This window comes from Massilia sp. UYP11 (genome assembly GCF_050434805.1).
Taxonomy (GTDB): domain Bacteria; phylum Pseudomonadota; class Gammaproteobacteria; order Burkholderiales; family Burkholderiaceae_D; genus Telluria.
The window spans coordinates 42,448-56,637 of the sequence record NZ_JBNDJE010000016.1; the positions used below are offsets into that span (position 1 = coordinate 42,448).

The 14,190-nt window shown below is 66.9% G+C and carries 14 protein-coding genes; 6 read left to right on the forward strand and 8 right to left on the reverse strand.

Features of this window, described 5'->3' with window-relative positions:
• The first annotated feature begins 24 nt into the window (after nt 1-24).
• From fliN to fliR, 5 genes are all read left to right on the forward strand, one after another.
• Complete coding sequence (gene fliN, locus ABIB38_RS18450; RefSeq protein WP_306396732.1) at nt 25-468, forward strand: flagellar motor switch protein FliN; 444 nt, start codon at nt 25-27, stop codon at nt 466-468.
• Nucleotides 465-1,226 carry a flagellar biosynthetic protein FliO gene (fliO, locus tag ABIB38_RS18455; RefSeq protein WP_429206072.1) on the forward strand — a complete coding sequence of 254 codons (762 nt, stop codon included), beginning with the start codon at nt 465-467 and terminating at the stop codon, nt 1,224-1,226. Before fliN ends, fliO begins: the two co-directional genes overlap by 4 nt.
• Nucleotides 1,216-1,953 (forward strand): flagellar type III secretion system pore protein FliP, encoded by a 738-nt coding sequence (gene fliP, locus ABIB38_RS18460; protein ID WP_429206073.1) that lies wholly within the window; start codon nt 1,216-1,218, stop codon nt 1,951-1,953. The genes fliO and fliP overlap by 11 nt, the downstream gene beginning before the upstream one ends.
• Nucleotides 1,954-1,963: 10 nt before the next feature.
• A complete protein-coding gene (gene fliQ / locus ABIB38_RS18465) occupies nt 1,964-2,233 on the forward strand; it encodes a flagellar biosynthesis protein FliQ (RefSeq protein ID WP_429206074.1) in 270 nt (89 codons plus the stop codon).
• A 66-nt stretch (nt 2,234-2,299) separates the two neighbouring features.
• Entirely contained in the window at nt 2,300-3,136 is an 837-nt protein-coding gene (fliR, locus tag ABIB38_RS18470; RefSeq protein ID WP_429206076.1) for a flagellar biosynthetic protein FliR, read from the forward strand.
• Between the two features lie 49 nt (nt 3,137-3,185).
• On the opposite strand, the gene ABIB38_RS18475 is transcribed toward fliR, so the two are convergent.
• Nucleotides 3,186-4,148, reverse strand: coding sequence for a bifunctional helix-turn-helix transcriptional regulator/GNAT family N-acetyltransferase (locus ABIB38_RS18475; RefSeq protein WP_429206078.1), 963 nt, complete (start codon nt 4,146-4,148; stop codon nt 3,186-3,188).
• 315 nt (nt 4,149-4,463) lie between these two features.
• Here ABIB38_RS18475 and ABIB38_RS18480 point away from each other — a divergent pair, with 315 nt between their 5' ends.
• The gene (locus ABIB38_RS18480; RefSeq protein ID WP_429206080.1) at nt 4,464-6,491 is read left to right on the forward strand and encodes an AsmA family protein; all 2,028 of its coding nucleotides are present in this window, start codon (nt 4,464-4,466) and stop codon (nt 6,489-6,491) included.
• Here the strand turns inward: ABIB38_RS18480 and flgL are convergent, their stop codons facing one another.
• The 7 genes from flgL to flgF form a co-directional block, all read right to left on the reverse strand.
• Nucleotides 6,492-7,721 carry a flagellar hook-associated protein FlgL gene (flgL, locus tag ABIB38_RS18485; protein WP_429206082.1) on the reverse strand — a complete coding sequence of 410 codons (1,230 nt, stop codon included), beginning with the start codon at nt 7,719-7,721 and terminating at the stop codon, nt 6,492-6,494.
• A gap of 25 nt (nt 7,722-7,746) precedes the next feature.
• The gene (flgK, locus tag ABIB38_RS18490; protein ID WP_429206083.1) at nt 7,747-9,717 is read right to left on the reverse strand and encodes a flagellar hook-associated protein FlgK; all 1,971 of its coding nucleotides are present in this window, start codon (nt 9,715-9,717) and stop codon (nt 7,747-7,749) included.
• Nucleotides 9,718-9,807: 90 nt separating this feature from the next.
• A complete protein-coding gene (gene flgJ, locus ABIB38_RS18495) occupies nt 9,808-10,761 on the reverse strand; it encodes a flagellar assembly peptidoglycan hydrolase FlgJ (RefSeq protein WP_429206085.1) in 954 nt (317 codons plus the stop codon).
• A gap of 16 nt (nt 10,762-10,777) precedes the next feature.
• Nucleotides 10,778-11,890, reverse strand: a complete 1,113-nt coding sequence (locus ABIB38_RS18500; RefSeq protein ID WP_429206087.1) for a flagellar basal body P-ring protein FlgI — start codon at nt 11,888-11,890, stop codon at nt 10,778-10,780.
• Nucleotides 11,891-11,902: 12 nt separating this feature from the next.
• Nucleotides 11,903-12,562, reverse strand: coding sequence for a flagellar basal body L-ring protein FlgH (locus ABIB38_RS18505; RefSeq protein ID WP_429206088.1), 660 nt, complete (start codon nt 12,560-12,562; stop codon nt 11,903-11,905).
• A 10-nt stretch (nt 12,563-12,572) separates the two neighbouring features.
• Entirely contained in the window at nt 12,573-13,355 is a 783-nt protein-coding gene (gene flgG / locus ABIB38_RS18510; protein WP_071361654.1) for a flagellar basal-body rod protein FlgG, read from the reverse strand.
• 64 nt (nt 13,356-13,419) lie between these two features.
• Nucleotides 13,420-14,160, reverse strand: a complete 741-nt coding sequence (gene flgF, locus ABIB38_RS18515; RefSeq protein ID WP_429206091.1) for a flagellar basal-body rod protein FlgF — start codon at nt 14,158-14,160, stop codon at nt 13,420-13,422.
• Nucleotides 14,161-14,190 lie beyond the last annotated feature (30 nt).

A 14,190-nucleotide genomic window follows, 5' to 3' on the forward strand; every position in this document is an offset into this window, starting at 1 on the left:
ACAGAAGCAATACAGGAGAACACCATGTCGGACAACCAGGAAGACCAGGACCACATCGACGACGATTGGGGCGCGGCGATCGCCGAGCAGGCCGCGGCCGAAGCGGCCGCCCTCGAGCGTCAGCAACAGCAGCAGGCGGCCGCCCCGGCCGCGGCTGCCGCCGTGTTCAAGGATTTCTCGAACAAGGGCGCGCGCAACGAGACGCCGAACGACATCGACTTCATCCTCGACATTCCGGTGCAATTGACGGTGGAACTGGGGCGCACCAAGATCGCCATCAAGAACCTGCTGCAACTGGCGCAGGGCTCGGTGGTCGAACTGGACGGCCTGGCCGGCGAGCCGATGGACGTGCTGGTCAACGGCTGCCTGATCGCCCAGGGCGAGGTGGTGGTCGTGAATGACAAGTTCGGGATCCGGCTCACTGATATCATCACGCCCTCCGAACGGATTCGCAAGCTGAATAAATGACACCGCGCCGCGCCCCTGCCCTGTTTTTCGATCGCACTCCTGTCACCGGATACGCAGGCGCAGGGTCGGCAGCGAAGCTGCCGACCCTGCGGTCCATCGCGGCGGCATTGCTGTTCGCGCCCCTCGTCGCCTGCGCCCAGCAAGCCGCGAACACCGACACCACCTCGACGCCGGCGCCGCCGGCCGGCATGGCCGGCGCCTCGAGCGCGCCGGCGCAGGCGCCGGCCGCCCACGAGGATGCCGTAACGCCACGCCGTCCCGGCGACACCACCCAGCCGGTCGCCACCGCGCCGGTGTCGCCGGCGTCCACCGCACCGCTGAGCGAAGCGCCGCGGGTGGCGCTGCCGCCGTCCACGATGCCTGCCCCGTCCAGCGCCAGCCCCGGCGCCGGACGCCCGGATGCCGGACGCCCGGACGCCGGCGGCCTGCTCAAGACCATCATGGCCTTGACGCTGGTGCTCGGCCTGCTGGCCGGCCTGGCCTGGATGATGAAGCGCTACGGCCCCAAGATGGGTGGCGGCAACGCCAACCTGCGCGTGGTCGGCGCCCTGAACCTGGGCGGACGCGAACGCATCATGGTGGTCGAAGTCGGCGACCAGTGGATCGTGGTCGGCGCCGCGCCGGGCCGCGTCAACGCCCTGCACACCATGCCGCGCCAGGAAGGCGAACTCACTCCCGCGGCCGCCCACGGCGGCATCCCGGCCACCAATTTCTCGGACTGGCTCAAGAAGACGATCGACAAACGCAATGCGCGCTAAACACCTTTTGTTGGCCGGCATACTGGCCCTGCCGCTGATCGCGGCGGCCCAGCCCGGCATCCCGGCATTCCAGAGCAGTCCGGCGCCGGGCGGCGGCACGTCGTACTCGCTGCCGGTCCAGACCCTGCTGCTGCTGACCTCGCTCACCTTCCTGCCGGCCGCGCTCCTGATGATGACGGCGTTCACCCGCATCATCATCGTGCTGTCGCTGCTGCGCCAGGCGCTGGGCACCCAGACCGCGCCGCCGAACCAGGTGATGGTGGGGCTGGCGCTGTTCCTGACCTTCTTCGTGATGGGGCCGACTTTCGACCGCATCTACAGCGAGGCCTACCTGCCGCTGCAGCGCAACGAGATCCAGATGACGGACGCGATGAACCGCGGCGTGGTGCCGCTCAAGGAGTTCATGATCAAGCAGACGCGCCAGTCCGACCTGGCGCTGTTCGTGAAGATCTCGCGTTCCGAAGCGCTGCAGGGGCCCGAGGACATTCCGCTGCGGGTCCTGATTCCGGCCTTCGTCACCAGCGAACTGAAGACGGCGTTCCAGATCGGTTTCGCGATCTTCATCCCCTTCCTGATCATCGACATGGTGGTGGCGTCGGTGCTGATGGCGATGGGCATGATGATGATGTCTCCCGCCGTCATCGCCCTGCCGTTCAAGCTGATGCTGTTCGTGCTGGTCGACGGCTGGCAGTTACTGCTGGGCTCGCTGTCCCAGAGTTTCTACTGAGGATGCGGCCATGACCCCAGAAAGCGTGATGACGATGGGCCGCACGGCCATGGAGGTGACCCTGATGATCTCCGCGCCGCTGCTGCTGGTGGCGCTGATCATCGGCCTGATCATCAGCATCTTCCAGGCCGCGACCCAGATCAACGAGGCGACCCTGTCCTTCATTCCGAAGCTGGTCGGCGTGTTCGTCGCCCTGGTGCTGGCCGGACCGTGGATGCTGTCGGTGATGCTCGATTACATGCGCCAGGTGTTTACCGGGATTCCGGGGATGATCGGGTAGCGCGGGCGTGCGAACGTTCGTTGAACGCGTCGGCGGCGCAGCCACCAACCCTGCGGTGCGCTGGCCGTGCTGACATTCACCTCGGTTGAAATCAACGCCTGGATCGCGGCGCTCTTGTGGCCGCTGTCGCGCATCCTGGGGCTGATCGCGGCCGCGCCGCTGTTCGGCAACGCCGGCGTGCCGCTGCGCGTCAAGGTCCTGCTCGGCGTGTTCCTGGCGCTGGTGATCGCGCCGCTGGTGCCGGCCGTGCCCGCCGTCGATCCCACCTCGTGGGCGGGCCTGCTCATCCTGGTCAAGGAAATGATCATCGGGCTGGCGATGGGTTTCGCCATGCGCCTCGTGTTCGCCGCCGTCGAGTACGCGGGCGAGGTGGCCAGCCAGACCATGGGCCTGGGCTTTGCCATGTTCTTCGACCCCAGCACGCGCGGACGCTCGTCGGCCATCAGCCAGTTCATGGCCCTGGTCGCGACCATGGCCTTCCTGGCCGTGAACGGCCACCTGGTGCTGCTCGAGGCGCTGGCCGAGAGTTTCATCACCATGCCGATCACCGAGACGCCGTTTTCCTCCAACGCGGCGCTGGAACTGGCGCGCTGGGGCGGGCGGATCTTCTCGGCCGGCCTGCAGATCGCGATGCCGGTCATCGCCGCCCTCCTGATCACCCAGGTCGCCCTCGGCATCCTGACGCGCGCCGCGCCGCAGCTGAACATCTTCGGCATCGGCTTCCCGATCACCCTGGGCGTGGGCTTCCTGACCCTGAGCCTGGCCCTGCCCTACCTCAGCGCGCCGATCGTCAACCTGTTCAACCAGGGCATCGAAACCACCCGCTCGCTGCCGCGCGCCGGCAATCCGCAGCCGGGCGCGGCGCCGGCGCAGCCGGTCCCGGCGGCGCCGGCGCCTGGATGATGGCCGGGCGATGTCCTGGCCAATGGCGCGCTCTGGCGCTCTTTCCCGGTCAGCCCGGCGGCGTCTGGTAGCGCATCGCGACGTCGCAGCGCGCATAGCGCGCGCCATAGTCCGCCATGATCCCGGCGTCATGCTCGAAGCCCCGCTTCTCGTACAGGTGGATGGCGGCCTCGCACCTGGCATTGCTGAGCAGGTAGAGTGGTTCGGCCCCGAGCGCCATGGCGCGGGCGATGATCGCCTCGAGCAGGAATTCGCCGGCCTTCAACCCGCGCGCGCTCGCGCGCACGCCCATCTTGGTCAGCTCGAAACTGCGCGCGCCGGTCTTTTGCAGCGCGCAGGTGCCGACGATGCCCAGTCCGCGCGCTTCCACGAACAGGATCACGCCGCCCGGATCGACGATCTTCTTGCGCGGGTGTTCCAGCACCTCCCTGTCGGTCGCCTCTAGCCGGAACATGGCGTTGATCCACTCGGCATTGATGTCGTGGAAGTGGTGCGCCAGCGCGTCGCTGAATTCGTGGATCGTGAGGACCTGCGGCGTCGACCGCGCCGCCAGCGCGTCGATCGAGTGCGCCGCCAGCGCCGTCTCGACGGCGGCGATCTGCGCCATGAACGCTTCCGGCTCGCCGCCGAACAGCGCCTTGACCGCCTCTTCGATCCGCGGCCAGACAACCAGCCTGGCGCGCGCCAGCACGGCATTGCCTTCGGCGGTCAGAGAGATCGTGCGCTGGCGAGCGTCCCCTTCCTGGCTTTGCTGCGATTCGGCCAGGCCAAGATCGACCAGCTGGCCGATGCCGCGCGTGACGCCCGGCTGGCTGATGCCCACCACCTGGACCAGTTGCCCGACCGTCAGCGCCTGGCCGTCGAGCGCGGCCAGCAGCGGCATGTGGGCCGGCTGCACCGGCAACCCGGCGTCCAAGGCGACCCTGGCGGCGCCCGCCTGCATGCGTTCGCCCAGGCGCTTGAGACGGCTGCCCAGGAAGGTTGGTCCCAGCTCTTTCAGTAAATCCGCCATCGCCATCTCCATAACACGATATATAACAGTGTATATTCTTGCCATGGGGATCGTCAATCCGTCTTGCGCCAGACAAGTCCAGCGCGCCAGCACCGGGGAGGTGAATGCCGCGAAGTGCACCACATCGAGGGTGAAGTGCTCCACGATCGCCCCCTCCTCGCGTCTGGACAGCGGGCGGGCTCGAGATGCCTCAAACGCCGCCTTTATTTGGCCCGCAATGCTACTTGGTTAACAAACAAAGCCGCACTGCAGGGGTAGCCTGAACGTCTTAGGGCGTAGCGCCCCCACCACGCCATGCATGTGGCCGCTATCGACATGAAACCATCAAGACCTCTCAAGTTCGCCGGTTGGATCCTGCTCGGAATCACGGTCATCGTGATCCTGTTCTTCCTGCTGTTTGACTGGAATATGTTGCGGCCGTATATCAACCGCAAGGTGTCGGAAACCACCGGCCGTGAATTCGCGATCCGGGGCGACCTGGACGTGACGTTCCGCCGCGGCCTGGACGGCGAACGCGGCTGGCGGCGCTACGTGCCGCGTCCCTACGTCAGCGCCAGCGACGTCACCATGAGCAACCCGGACTGGAGCACCGTCGGCCCGCAAATGGCGGGGGCGCAGCGCATCGAGGTGGGCCTGCACGTGCTGCCGCTGCTGCGCAAGGACGTCGTGATCACCGACCTGCGCCTGGCGGCCCCGGACATCGCCGTGCAGCGCCTCGCGGATGGCCGCAACTCCTGGACCTTCAAGGACAACGGCCCATCGCAATGGGACGTCCACATCCAGCGCCTGTCGTTCGACAGCGGCAAGCTGCGTTACATGGACGCGCCGCTCGGCGTGGACCTGCGCGCGGACGCGCGCACGATCGACGGCCAGCAACCCGCGCCGGCCGCGGGCGTGCCGCCGTACGGCCTGGCCTTCACCCTGTCGGGCACCTACAACAAGGCGAAAATCACGGGCGGCGGCAAGGCAGGCGCGGTGCTGTCGCTGACCGGCGACGACATCACCTACCCGATCGAGGCCGAGGCCAGCGCCGGCCAGAACAAGCTTGGCCTGCGCGGCGTGATCCGCGATCCGAGCGCGCCGTCCGGCTTCGCCCTCAGCATGTCGCTGGCCGGCGCCAGCATGGCCGACCTGTACGGGCTGACCGGCGTGCTGCTGCCGGCAACCCCGCCCTACTCCACGCGCGGCGAGCTGCTGGGCAAGAAGGAAGGTGAATTCTGGACGTTCACCTATAAGGATTTCACGGGCAAGGTCGGCGCCAGCGACCTTGCCGGCACCCTGCGCTATGCCCAGCGCAAGCCGCGTCCGTTCCTGAGCGGAACCCTGACCTCGCAGCAGCTGCGCCTGGCCGACCTGGGTCCGACCGTCGGCGCCGACACCGGCGCCGGCACCAAACAAGCCGGCCGCATCAAGTCGCCGCCACCGGGCAAGGCCCTGCCGACCGAAGGATTCAATACCGACAACTGGGGTGCGCTGGACGCCGAGGTGAAGTTCTCCGGCAAGCGCCTCGTGCGCACCCACGACATTCCGCTGAGCGACGTCGAGACGACCGTCCGCATGAAGGACAAGGTGCTCACGCTGACCCCGCTCAGCTTCGGCATGGCGGGCGGGCGCATCGTGTCGAACATCCGTCTCGACGGCAGCGACAAACCGCTGGACGCCTCGGCCCGCCTGGCGGCGCGCGGCCTCAAGATCCGCGAACTGTTCCCCAAGCTGCAAACGATGCAGGCCAGCTTCGGCGAAGTCAATGGCGATGGCGTGCTGGCCGGCAAAGGCAATACGGTGGCGGCGATGCTGGGCACATCGCAGGGCGAGATCAACGCCGTCGTCACCGAAGGCTCGGTCAGCCAGTTCATGCTCGAACTGGCCGGCCTGAACGTGGCCAACGCCATCTTCGTCAAGATCTTCGGCGACAAGCAGATGATGCTCAACTGCGTGGCGGCCCAGACCACGGTGCGTAACGGCCGCGCCAACATCGATCGCTTCGTGCTCGACAGCGAGGACGCGGTGGTGAACATGTCGGGTTACGTCGACCTGGCCAGCGAACGCCTGGACCTGGACGTGCGGCCCAAGACCAAGGGCGCCCGCGTGCTGTCGCTGCGCACGCCGCTGTATGCGCGCGGCACCTTCACCGAACCGAAGGTGGGGCCGCAGGCGGGTCCGCTGGCGATGAAGGCCGGCGCCGCCGTGGCGCTGGCCGCCATCAACCCGCTGGCCGCCCTGATTCCGCTGATCAACATCGACAAGGCGCCGGACACCAACTGCGGCGCCGAGATCAGGGCGGCGACCAAGCCGCCGAAGGTGAATGCGAAGACGCCACCGAAGCCGGTGGCGGCGCGCTGATCAGAGGATGTTAAACAGCGACAGCCCCGACATGGTCTTGAACGACATCTGCGCCGCCTGCAAGGTCAGCTGTTGCTGGGAAAAGTCCGAGATGGCCTTGACCGTGTCCAGCCCCTGCAGGTCGTCCAGGGTGCCCGCGTACTGGAGGTCGAGGTCCGAGCCGGCGCTGTCCAGATAATCGAGCTCGTTCATGTGCGCGCCGACCGAGGCCTGCACGGTCAGCACGTTGTCGTGGGCGTTCTTGAGATTGTCGAGCGCGGTGTTGATCTGGTTGGTCAGCGCCGCCTTGCCGGCCGCACCGTCGCCGGGCAGGCGCAGCGTGTTGATCAGGTCGGTCACGGTGGTGAACACCGACTGCTTCTGGCTCGGCTCGACGCTGAACTTGTCGCCGGCGGCCGGCACGCCCTTGATTTCCATCGACATGCCGCCGAAGGCGATCTGCTGGCCATCCTGGTAGGGCAGGTCTTGCTGGCCCGCCAATATCGCGCGCGGGGCGACGCTGGTGTCGTAGACCGTGTAGATCGGCGCCGGCGGCGTGGCTGCACTCATGCCGAACTCGATCTCGAACGTGGTGCCGTCGATGGCCGGACGGTTGATCACCGAGCCCGACGAGATGATGGCGGCGCCGGCATTTGCCGCGTCGGCCTTGGTCTGGAACGTGCCGTTGCCGGTCGGGATCGCTTCGAAGACACCCCTGCCCGAGGCCGACAGCGGCACCTTGCGCGATTCGCTCACCTGGAGCTGGCGCACGCCCGAGTCGCCCTGGTAGGCGGCGCCGCCGGGTGTCGCCGTGAACGGCTTGGTGGTGGTCATGAAGCCCGAGAACAGGTAGCCGCCGGCGCCATCGGCGGTATTGGCCACGCCCAGCAGGTCGGCCAGGCGGCCTTCGAGTTCGGTGGCCAGCTTTTCGCGGTCGCCCTGCAGCATGATGCCGTTGCCGCCCTCCACCGCCAGTTCCTGGATTTCCTGCAGCAGGTCGCCGGCGTTCTGCAGCGCCGATTCGGTGAACCCCAGCGCCGATTTCGCGCTGCTGCGGTTGGTGGCGAACTGGGCGTTGATGTTCTGCGATTGGGTCACCTCGAGCGCGCGCGCCGACGCTACCGGATCGTCGGCCGGGGTCAACAGGCGGCGGTCGGTCGACAGCTGCATCTGCGTGCGCGCCAGCGCCGACTGCAGGCTGTTGAGCTGGTTGGTCGAGGTGTTGTAGAGGTTCAGGGTACTGATGCGCATGATGGTCTTTGCTCAGGGTCAGGCGTTAGCGGCCGATCGACAGCAGCGAATCGAAGATGGTGCCGGCGATCTGCATCACCTTGCTGGCCGCCTGGTAGGCCTGCTGGTACCTGATCAGGTTGGCCGCTTCCTCGTCCAGGTTGACGCCCGAGACGTCGGCCTGGGCGCCGGCCGCCTGCGCCAGCAGGGAATTGCTGGCCGAGGCGTTGATCTGGACTTCGCGCGTCTTGTTGCCGACTTCGCTCACCATCTGGGCATACGAGGACTGGACGGTCGCGGTGCCGCCATTGAAGATGTTCCTGGTCTGCAGCTCGCCCAGCGCCGCGATGTTGCGGGTGTCGCCGACGCCGTTGACGTTGGAGGCGATCTCGAAGTTGTCGCCGTCGCCCGGGGCGCCGGTCATGGTCACGATGATGCCGCCGAAGGCGTAGGTGGCGCCGTTCTGGAACACGACGCTGCCCACGATCGGCGTCCTGACGCCCTTGTCGTCGACCGTGTAGACCGTGTCGGCGGCCGGGAAACCGGTCAAGGTGTCGGGCGCGCCGGCGACGCCCTTGTTGAAGGTGAGCGTGATCGGCAGCGCGGGCGGCGTCCCATCCAGGAACTCGCTGTCGACCTTGATCTCGCTGATCTTGCCGCTGCCGGTATTGGTCGAAGGTTCATCGCTCAGGACCGGGGCCGCGGCCGCGATCTGCGACACGTCGTTGGCCAGCACCTTGAAGTCGGACGCGCCATTGATGGTCGGCCGCACCAGGAAGGTGTCGCCGTCGACCGCGCTGTTCGAGAAGGTCATCTCCACGCCGCCGACTTGCAGGATGGCGTCGCCGTTGACGTCCGGTGCGACCGACGCGACCGGCTTGCGGTCCGGCAAACTGGAAATGTGATACTGGCCAGCGGAAAACTTGACCTCGTAATCGTTGTCGGCCAGCTTGGACGGGTCGACGACCCTGGCCGTCAGCTCGGACGTGCTCAGCGGCGAGCTGTTGACGCTTTTGCCCACGTAGGCCGGCGCTTCGTTGAAGAAGGCCTTGCCCGGCTGGCCGTTCTGGTCCAGGCCCAGCTCGTGCTGGCGGTTGAATTCGAAGGCCAGGCCGAGCGCGATCTTGCCGAGCTGGCTTTGCGCCTTGTCCAGGGTGTTGCTGCGGAACTCGAGCACGCCGCCCAGCTTGCCGCCCGGCAGGGCGCCGTCGGGCAGCACCGACACCTTGCTGCCCACCTGGTAACCCACTTCGAGGCGGGCCAGGTCGGTCGGCGACTGCATCGTCGCCAGCTGGAAGGAATCCTGGCCCACCACCAGCGGCTGGCCGTTGCCGATCGCGACCGTGAAGCTGTTGTTATCGCCCGGCAGCACGGTGGCCTTGACGTATTTGTTCAGTTCCAGCACCAGCTGGTCGCGCTGGTCCAGCAAGTCGTTCGGCGGCCGCTGCGGCGACGAGGCGTAATTGCCGATCTGCTCGTTGAGCTTGGCGATCTGCTTGGCGTAGGTATTGATCGCGGTGACGCTCGACTCGAGCTCGGCATTGACGCCCTCGCGGATCTCGCCCAGGCGCGCGTCCAGGCCGTTCAGGCGCGTGGCCAGCGATTCGGCGTTCGACAGCATGGCCTGGCGCGACGGCACCGAGGCGCGGTTGGCGGCCATGTCCTGCACGCCCTTGAAAAAGCCTTGCATCGCCGGGGTCAGGCCGGACGTGGTGTCGGCCAGCAGGTTGTCGATCTGCTTGATCTGCGAATGATACGATTCCAGGCCGCTGGCGCTGGCCTGGGCGCTGCGCACCTGCGTGTTCAGGAAGTCGTCGCTGTAGCGCTTGATCTGCGCGATCTGGGTGCCGGTGCCGATGAAGCCCACGCCGGTATTCATGGCGGCCGCGGTGGCCTGCACCACCACCTGGCGGCTGTAGCCGGCCACGTTGGCGTTGGTGATGTTGTGACCGGTCGTGGACAGGGCCGCCTGGGCGGCGTACAGACCGGTCTTACCGATGGCGAGAAGGCTACTCATGAATTTTTTCTCTCTTTGACAAGTCTGTCTACGGCAGATTCTGGAAAAACTTGACGGTCATTGGACATGACATCGTCTCCGGCCAGGCCGTCAGGCCAGCGAATGCTTGATCAAGCGGGTCAGCTTGGCCGCGTAATGCGGGTCGGTCGCATAGCCGGCGCGCTGCAGGCCCCGGGCGAACGCCTCGGCGTCGCCCCCGTTGGCGATGACTTTTTCATAACGTGGATTATTCGTGATCAGCCTGGCGTAGTCGCGGAACGAATCGGCCGGCGTGTCGTAGGCGCGGAATTTCTCGACCCGGGTCTGCGGCTTGCCGTTCACATACTCGGTGGTCACGGCGGTGGCGACCTTGCCTTTCCAGTTCGGACCGGCCTTGATGCCGAACAGGTTGTTGCTGCTGGTGCCGTCGGCATTCTTGATCATGCGCTTGCCCCAGCCGGTCTCGAGCGCCGCCTGGCCCAGCATGAACTTGGCCGGCACGCCGGTGGTCTGCTCGGCCGCATGGGCGTGCTCGTGCAGCTTTTCCTGGAAGGCGCGCACGTGCGGCGCCTGGACCCGGCCGCTCTCGGTGGTGGCGGCCAGCGGCGGCGCCTTGCCGGTGGCCGCAGCCGCCGCCGCGCCACCCTGATACATGGCGGCGGCGTTCATCGCGGTCGGCAGGCCCTTGATGCCAGGCGCGGCAGCGCCGGCGCCCACGCCGTCGGCGCCGATCGCTAGCGCCTGCTGGCCCATCTGCTGGGCGCCCAGCTGGCGCACCAGCACGTCGGCCAGGCCAACGCCGCGCTTGGCCAGGTTCTGGCTCATCTGCTGGTCGAGCATGGTGGTGAAGGTCTTGGTCTGCTGGTTGTCCATCAGGCCTTCCTGCGGAGTGGCGTCGCGCATGCTCTTCATCATCATATTGATGAACATCGCCTCGAACTGGGTCGCCGCTTCCTTCATGGCGGCCGGCGAGCCGTCCTTCGCGCTCTGCCGCAAGCCGTTGAGGCTGTTGGTGTCGAGCGCGAGCTTGGCGGTCTGGTCGTTGGAGAGGCGCGAGGCGATCATGCTTGGGTCCAGTGAATTAGATGATTTCGAGTTCGGCGCGCAGCGAACCGGCGGCCTTCAGCGCCTGCAGGATGGCCAGCAGGTCTTGCGGGGTGGCGCCGATCGAATTCATCGCCTTCACCACTTCGGCCAGCGAGGCGCCGCCCTTGACGTTGAGCATCTGGCCCGGTTCCTTCCTGACCTCGACGCTCGGGTTCTGGGTCACCACGGTGGCGCCCAGGGTGCCCGGGTTCGGCTGGCTCACTTGCGTGTCGGCGCCGATCGTCACCGACAGGTTGCCGTGCGAGATCGCGCAGTTTTCCAGCATCACGGCCTGGTTCATCACCACCGAACCGGTGCGCGCGTTCATGATCACCTTGGCCGAGGCCAGCGGCTGCCTGACGTCGATCTGTTCCAATTGGCCCAGGAAGGCCACGCGCTGGTCGCTCGACGACGGGGTGCGCACGCGCACCACGCGGCCGTCGAGGGCGGTCGCCACGCCGGGGCCGAACTGGTCGTTGACGGCTTCGACCACGCGCGCCGCGGTGGCGAAGTCGGTTTCCTTGAGCTCCAGGCGGATCTGGTTGTCCGCGCCCAGGTTCGAGGCCACCGCGCGCTCGACGGTCGCGCCGCCCGAGATGCGGCCCACCGACAGGTGGTTGACCTGCACCTGGGCGCCGCCACCCGGGGCTTGCGCGCCGACGCCGCCGACCACCAGGCTGCCCTGGGCCATCGCGTACACCTGGCCGTCGGCGCCGTGCAGCGGCGCCATCAGCAAGGTGCCGCCGCGCAGGCTTTTCGCATTGCCGATCGAGGACACCGTGATGTCCAGGGTCTGGCCCGGCTGGGCGAAGGCCGGCAGCGAAGCGGTGACCATCACCGCCGCCACGTTCTTGAGCTGCAGCTGGACGCCGGCCGGCAGGTTGATGCCCTTCTGCTGCAGCATCGCCTTGATCGACTGCACGGTGAACGGGGTTTGCGTGGTCTGGTCGCCGGTGCCGTCCAGGCCCACGACGATGCCGTAGCCGGACAGCTGGTTCTGGCGCACGCCGGCGATGGTCGCCAGGTCCTTCAGGCGCTCGGCCTGGGCCATCGGAACGGTCCCGGCGAGCGCGGCGGCCAGCAGCATGAAGACGGTGATCTTACGCATGGATGATTTCTCTTAGAACGGCAGCATCGACAGGAAGAAACGCGACAGCATCGAGGTCACCTCGGCGCGGTCGAGACGGCTGTTGGTGCGGTATTCGACCCGCGCATCGGCGATCGTGGCCGACGAGACGACGTTGCCCGGCTGGATCGTGTCCGGGCTCACCATGCCCGAGAAACGGATGAACTCGGTGCCCTTGTTCATTGCGACCTGCTTTTCGCCGGCCACGATCAGGTTACCGTTGGGCAGTACTTCGGTCACGGTCACGCCGATGGTGCCGGTAAAGTTGTTCGAGGCGCTCTGGTTGTCGCCGTCGGCGAACTTGATGCCCGACTCGAGATCGACGCCGGCGCCGATCTTGCCGGCCAACAGGCCAGGCGCGGTGAAGCTGGCGCTGCCGGTCTTGTTGCCCGAGCTGGCGCCGGCCTTGGTGGCGCTGGTGCGCTCGCTGATGTTGACGGTCAACAGGTCGCCGATGTGGCGCGCGCGGCGGTCCTCGAACATCGGGCGGTAGCTGTTGGCGTTGAAGATGGCGCCGTCGGTGGCCGGCGCGTTCTCGACCAGCATCGGACGGGCGCTGGTCGGGCCCTGGACGATGGTGGACGGCGCGGTGTTGCAGCCGGCAAGCAGCGCCAGCGCAGCGAGGAACGACAGGGGCAAGGACAAGGTTTTCATGAGGACGGGATTAGAGCTGCGACAGTTTCTGGAGCATCTGGTCGGAGGTCGTGATCGCCTTGCTGTTGATCTCGTAGGCGCGCTGGGTCTGGATCATGGCGACCATCTCTTCGACCACGTTGACGTTCGAGGCTTCGACATAACCCTGCATCAGGTTGCCGGCGCCATTGGTGCCAGGCACGTTGAGGTTCGGCGCGCCGGATGCGGTGGTTTCGACGTACAGGTTCTCGCCGCGCGACTCGAGGCCGGCGGGATTGATGAAGGTGGCCAGCTGCAGGGCGCCGATCTGGGTCATCGCGGCTTCGCCGGCGATCTTGACCGACACGGTGCCGTCGCGGCCGACGCTGATCGATTCGGCGTTCACCGGCACGGTGATGGCGGGCTGGACAACGAAGCCACTCGAGGTGACGAGCTGGCCGTTCTGGTCTTTCTGGAACGAGCCGTCGCGGGTGTACGCCTGGGTGCCGTCCGGCATCAGGACCGGGAAGTAGCCGGGACCGTTGACCATGACGTCCTTGTCGTTGCCGGTCAGCTGCGGGTTGCCCTGGGTATGGATGCGTTCGGTGGCGACGGTGCGCACGCCGGTGCCGATCTGCAGGCCCGACGGCAGGTTGGTCTGCTGCGACGACTGGGCGCCGGGCTGGCGCACGTTCTGGTACAGCAGGTCCTCGAACACGGCGCGCGACTTCTTGAAGCCGTTGGTGCTGACGTTGGCGAGGTTGTTCGAAATGACGTCCAGGTTGGTCTGCTGGGCTTCCAGGCCGGTCTTGGCGATGTACAGCGAACGAATCATGGCATTCTCCTATTGGCGGCAGGCGAACACCGCCACGCACAATAGAATTATGCCGGGGCAACTATCAATTCAAAGCGAGGATCTGGGTCGCTTTTGCGGCGTTATTCTCGGCGTTCTTCAACAGGCTCATTTGCGTGTCGAACGACCTTGCCAGGGCGATCATATTGACCATGCAGTCGACCGGATTGACGTTGCTGCCCTCGAGCGCGCCGCCCGCCACCCGCACGTTGGGGTCGGGCTGGGCATTGCCGCCATCCTTCAGGCGGAACAGGCCGTCGTCGCCGCGCACCAGGTCGCCCTCGGGCGGATTGACCAGCTTCAGGCGGCCCAGCACGGCCGCCGCGGCCGGCTGGTCGACGTTGGAGATGGTCGAGATGGTGCCGTCGCCGCCGATCGTCACGGTGGCGTCGGGCGGGATGGTGATCGGACCGCCTTCGCCGGCGATGGTCTGGCCCGAGGCGGTGGTCAGCACGCCGTTCGGGCTCATCTGCAGCGAACCGTTGCGGGTATACGCCTCGGTGCCGTCCGGCATCTGCACCGCCAGCCAGCCCTGCCCTTTCACTGCCACGTCCAGGTCGCGGCCCGTGACCTGCAGCGCGCCCGACGAGAAGTCGTTGCCAGCGGTCGAGTCGACCACGAAGGCGCGCGTCGGCAAGCCCGGACCCTGCACCGGCGCCGAGCGGAACACGTCGAGCTGGGCGCGAAAGCCCGTGGTGCTGACGTTGGCCAGGTTGTTCGAGGTCGTGGCCTGCTGTTCGAGGATGTGCTTGGCGCCGGAGGCGGCGGTGTAGATCAGGCGGTCCATGTCGTGGTCCTTGAGGTGGGCAAAATGCGG

Bases quoted from the DNA above. Each gene is read 5' to 3' on its own strand.
- fliN (WP_306396732.1), top strand. From the start codon at position 25: ATGTCGGACAACCAGGAAGACCAGGACCACATCGACGACGATTGGGGC.
- fliO (WP_429206072.1), top strand. From the start codon at position 465: ATGACACCGCGCCGCGCCCCTGCCCTGTTTTTCGATCGCACTCCTGTC.
- fliP (WP_429206073.1), top strand. From the start codon at position 1,216: ATGCGCGCTAAACACCTTTTGTTGGCCGGCATACTGGCCCTGCCGCTG.
- fliQ (WP_429206074.1), top strand. From the start codon at position 1,964: ATGACCCCAGAAAGCGTGATGACGATGGGCCGCACGGCCATGGAGGTG.
- ABIB38_RS18475 (WP_429206078.1), bottom strand. From the start codon at position 4,148: ATGGCGGATTTACTGAAAGAGCTGGGACCAACCTTCCTGGGCAGCCGT.
- ABIB38_RS18480 (WP_429206080.1), top strand. From the start codon at position 4,464: ATGAAACCATCAAGACCTCTCAAGTTCGCCGGTTGGATCCTGCTCGGA.
- flgL (WP_429206082.1), bottom strand. From the start codon at position 7,721: ATGCGCATCAGTACCCTGAACCTCTACAACACCTCGACCAACCAGCTC.
- flgK (WP_429206083.1), bottom strand. From the start codon at position 9,717: ATGAGTAGCCTTCTCGCCATCGGTAAGACCGGTCTGTACGCCGCCCAG.
- flgJ (WP_429206085.1), bottom strand. From the start codon at position 10,761: ATGATCGCCTCGCGCCTCTCCAACGACCAGACCGCCAAGCTCGCGCTC.
- ABIB38_RS18500 (WP_429206087.1), bottom strand. From the start codon at position 11,890: ATGCGTAAGATCACCGTCTTCATGCTGCTGGCCGCCGCGCTCGCCGGG.
- ABIB38_RS18505 (WP_429206088.1), bottom strand. From the start codon at position 12,562: ATGAAAACCTTGTCCTTGCCCCTGTCGTTCCTCGCTGCGCTGGCGCTG.
- flgG (WP_071361654.1), bottom strand. From the start codon at position 13,355: ATGATTCGTTCGCTGTACATCGCCAAGACCGGCCTGGAAGCCCAGCAG.
- flgF (WP_429206091.1), bottom strand. From the start codon at position 14,160: ATGGACCGCCTGATCTACACCGCCGCCTCCGGCGCCAAGCACATCCTC.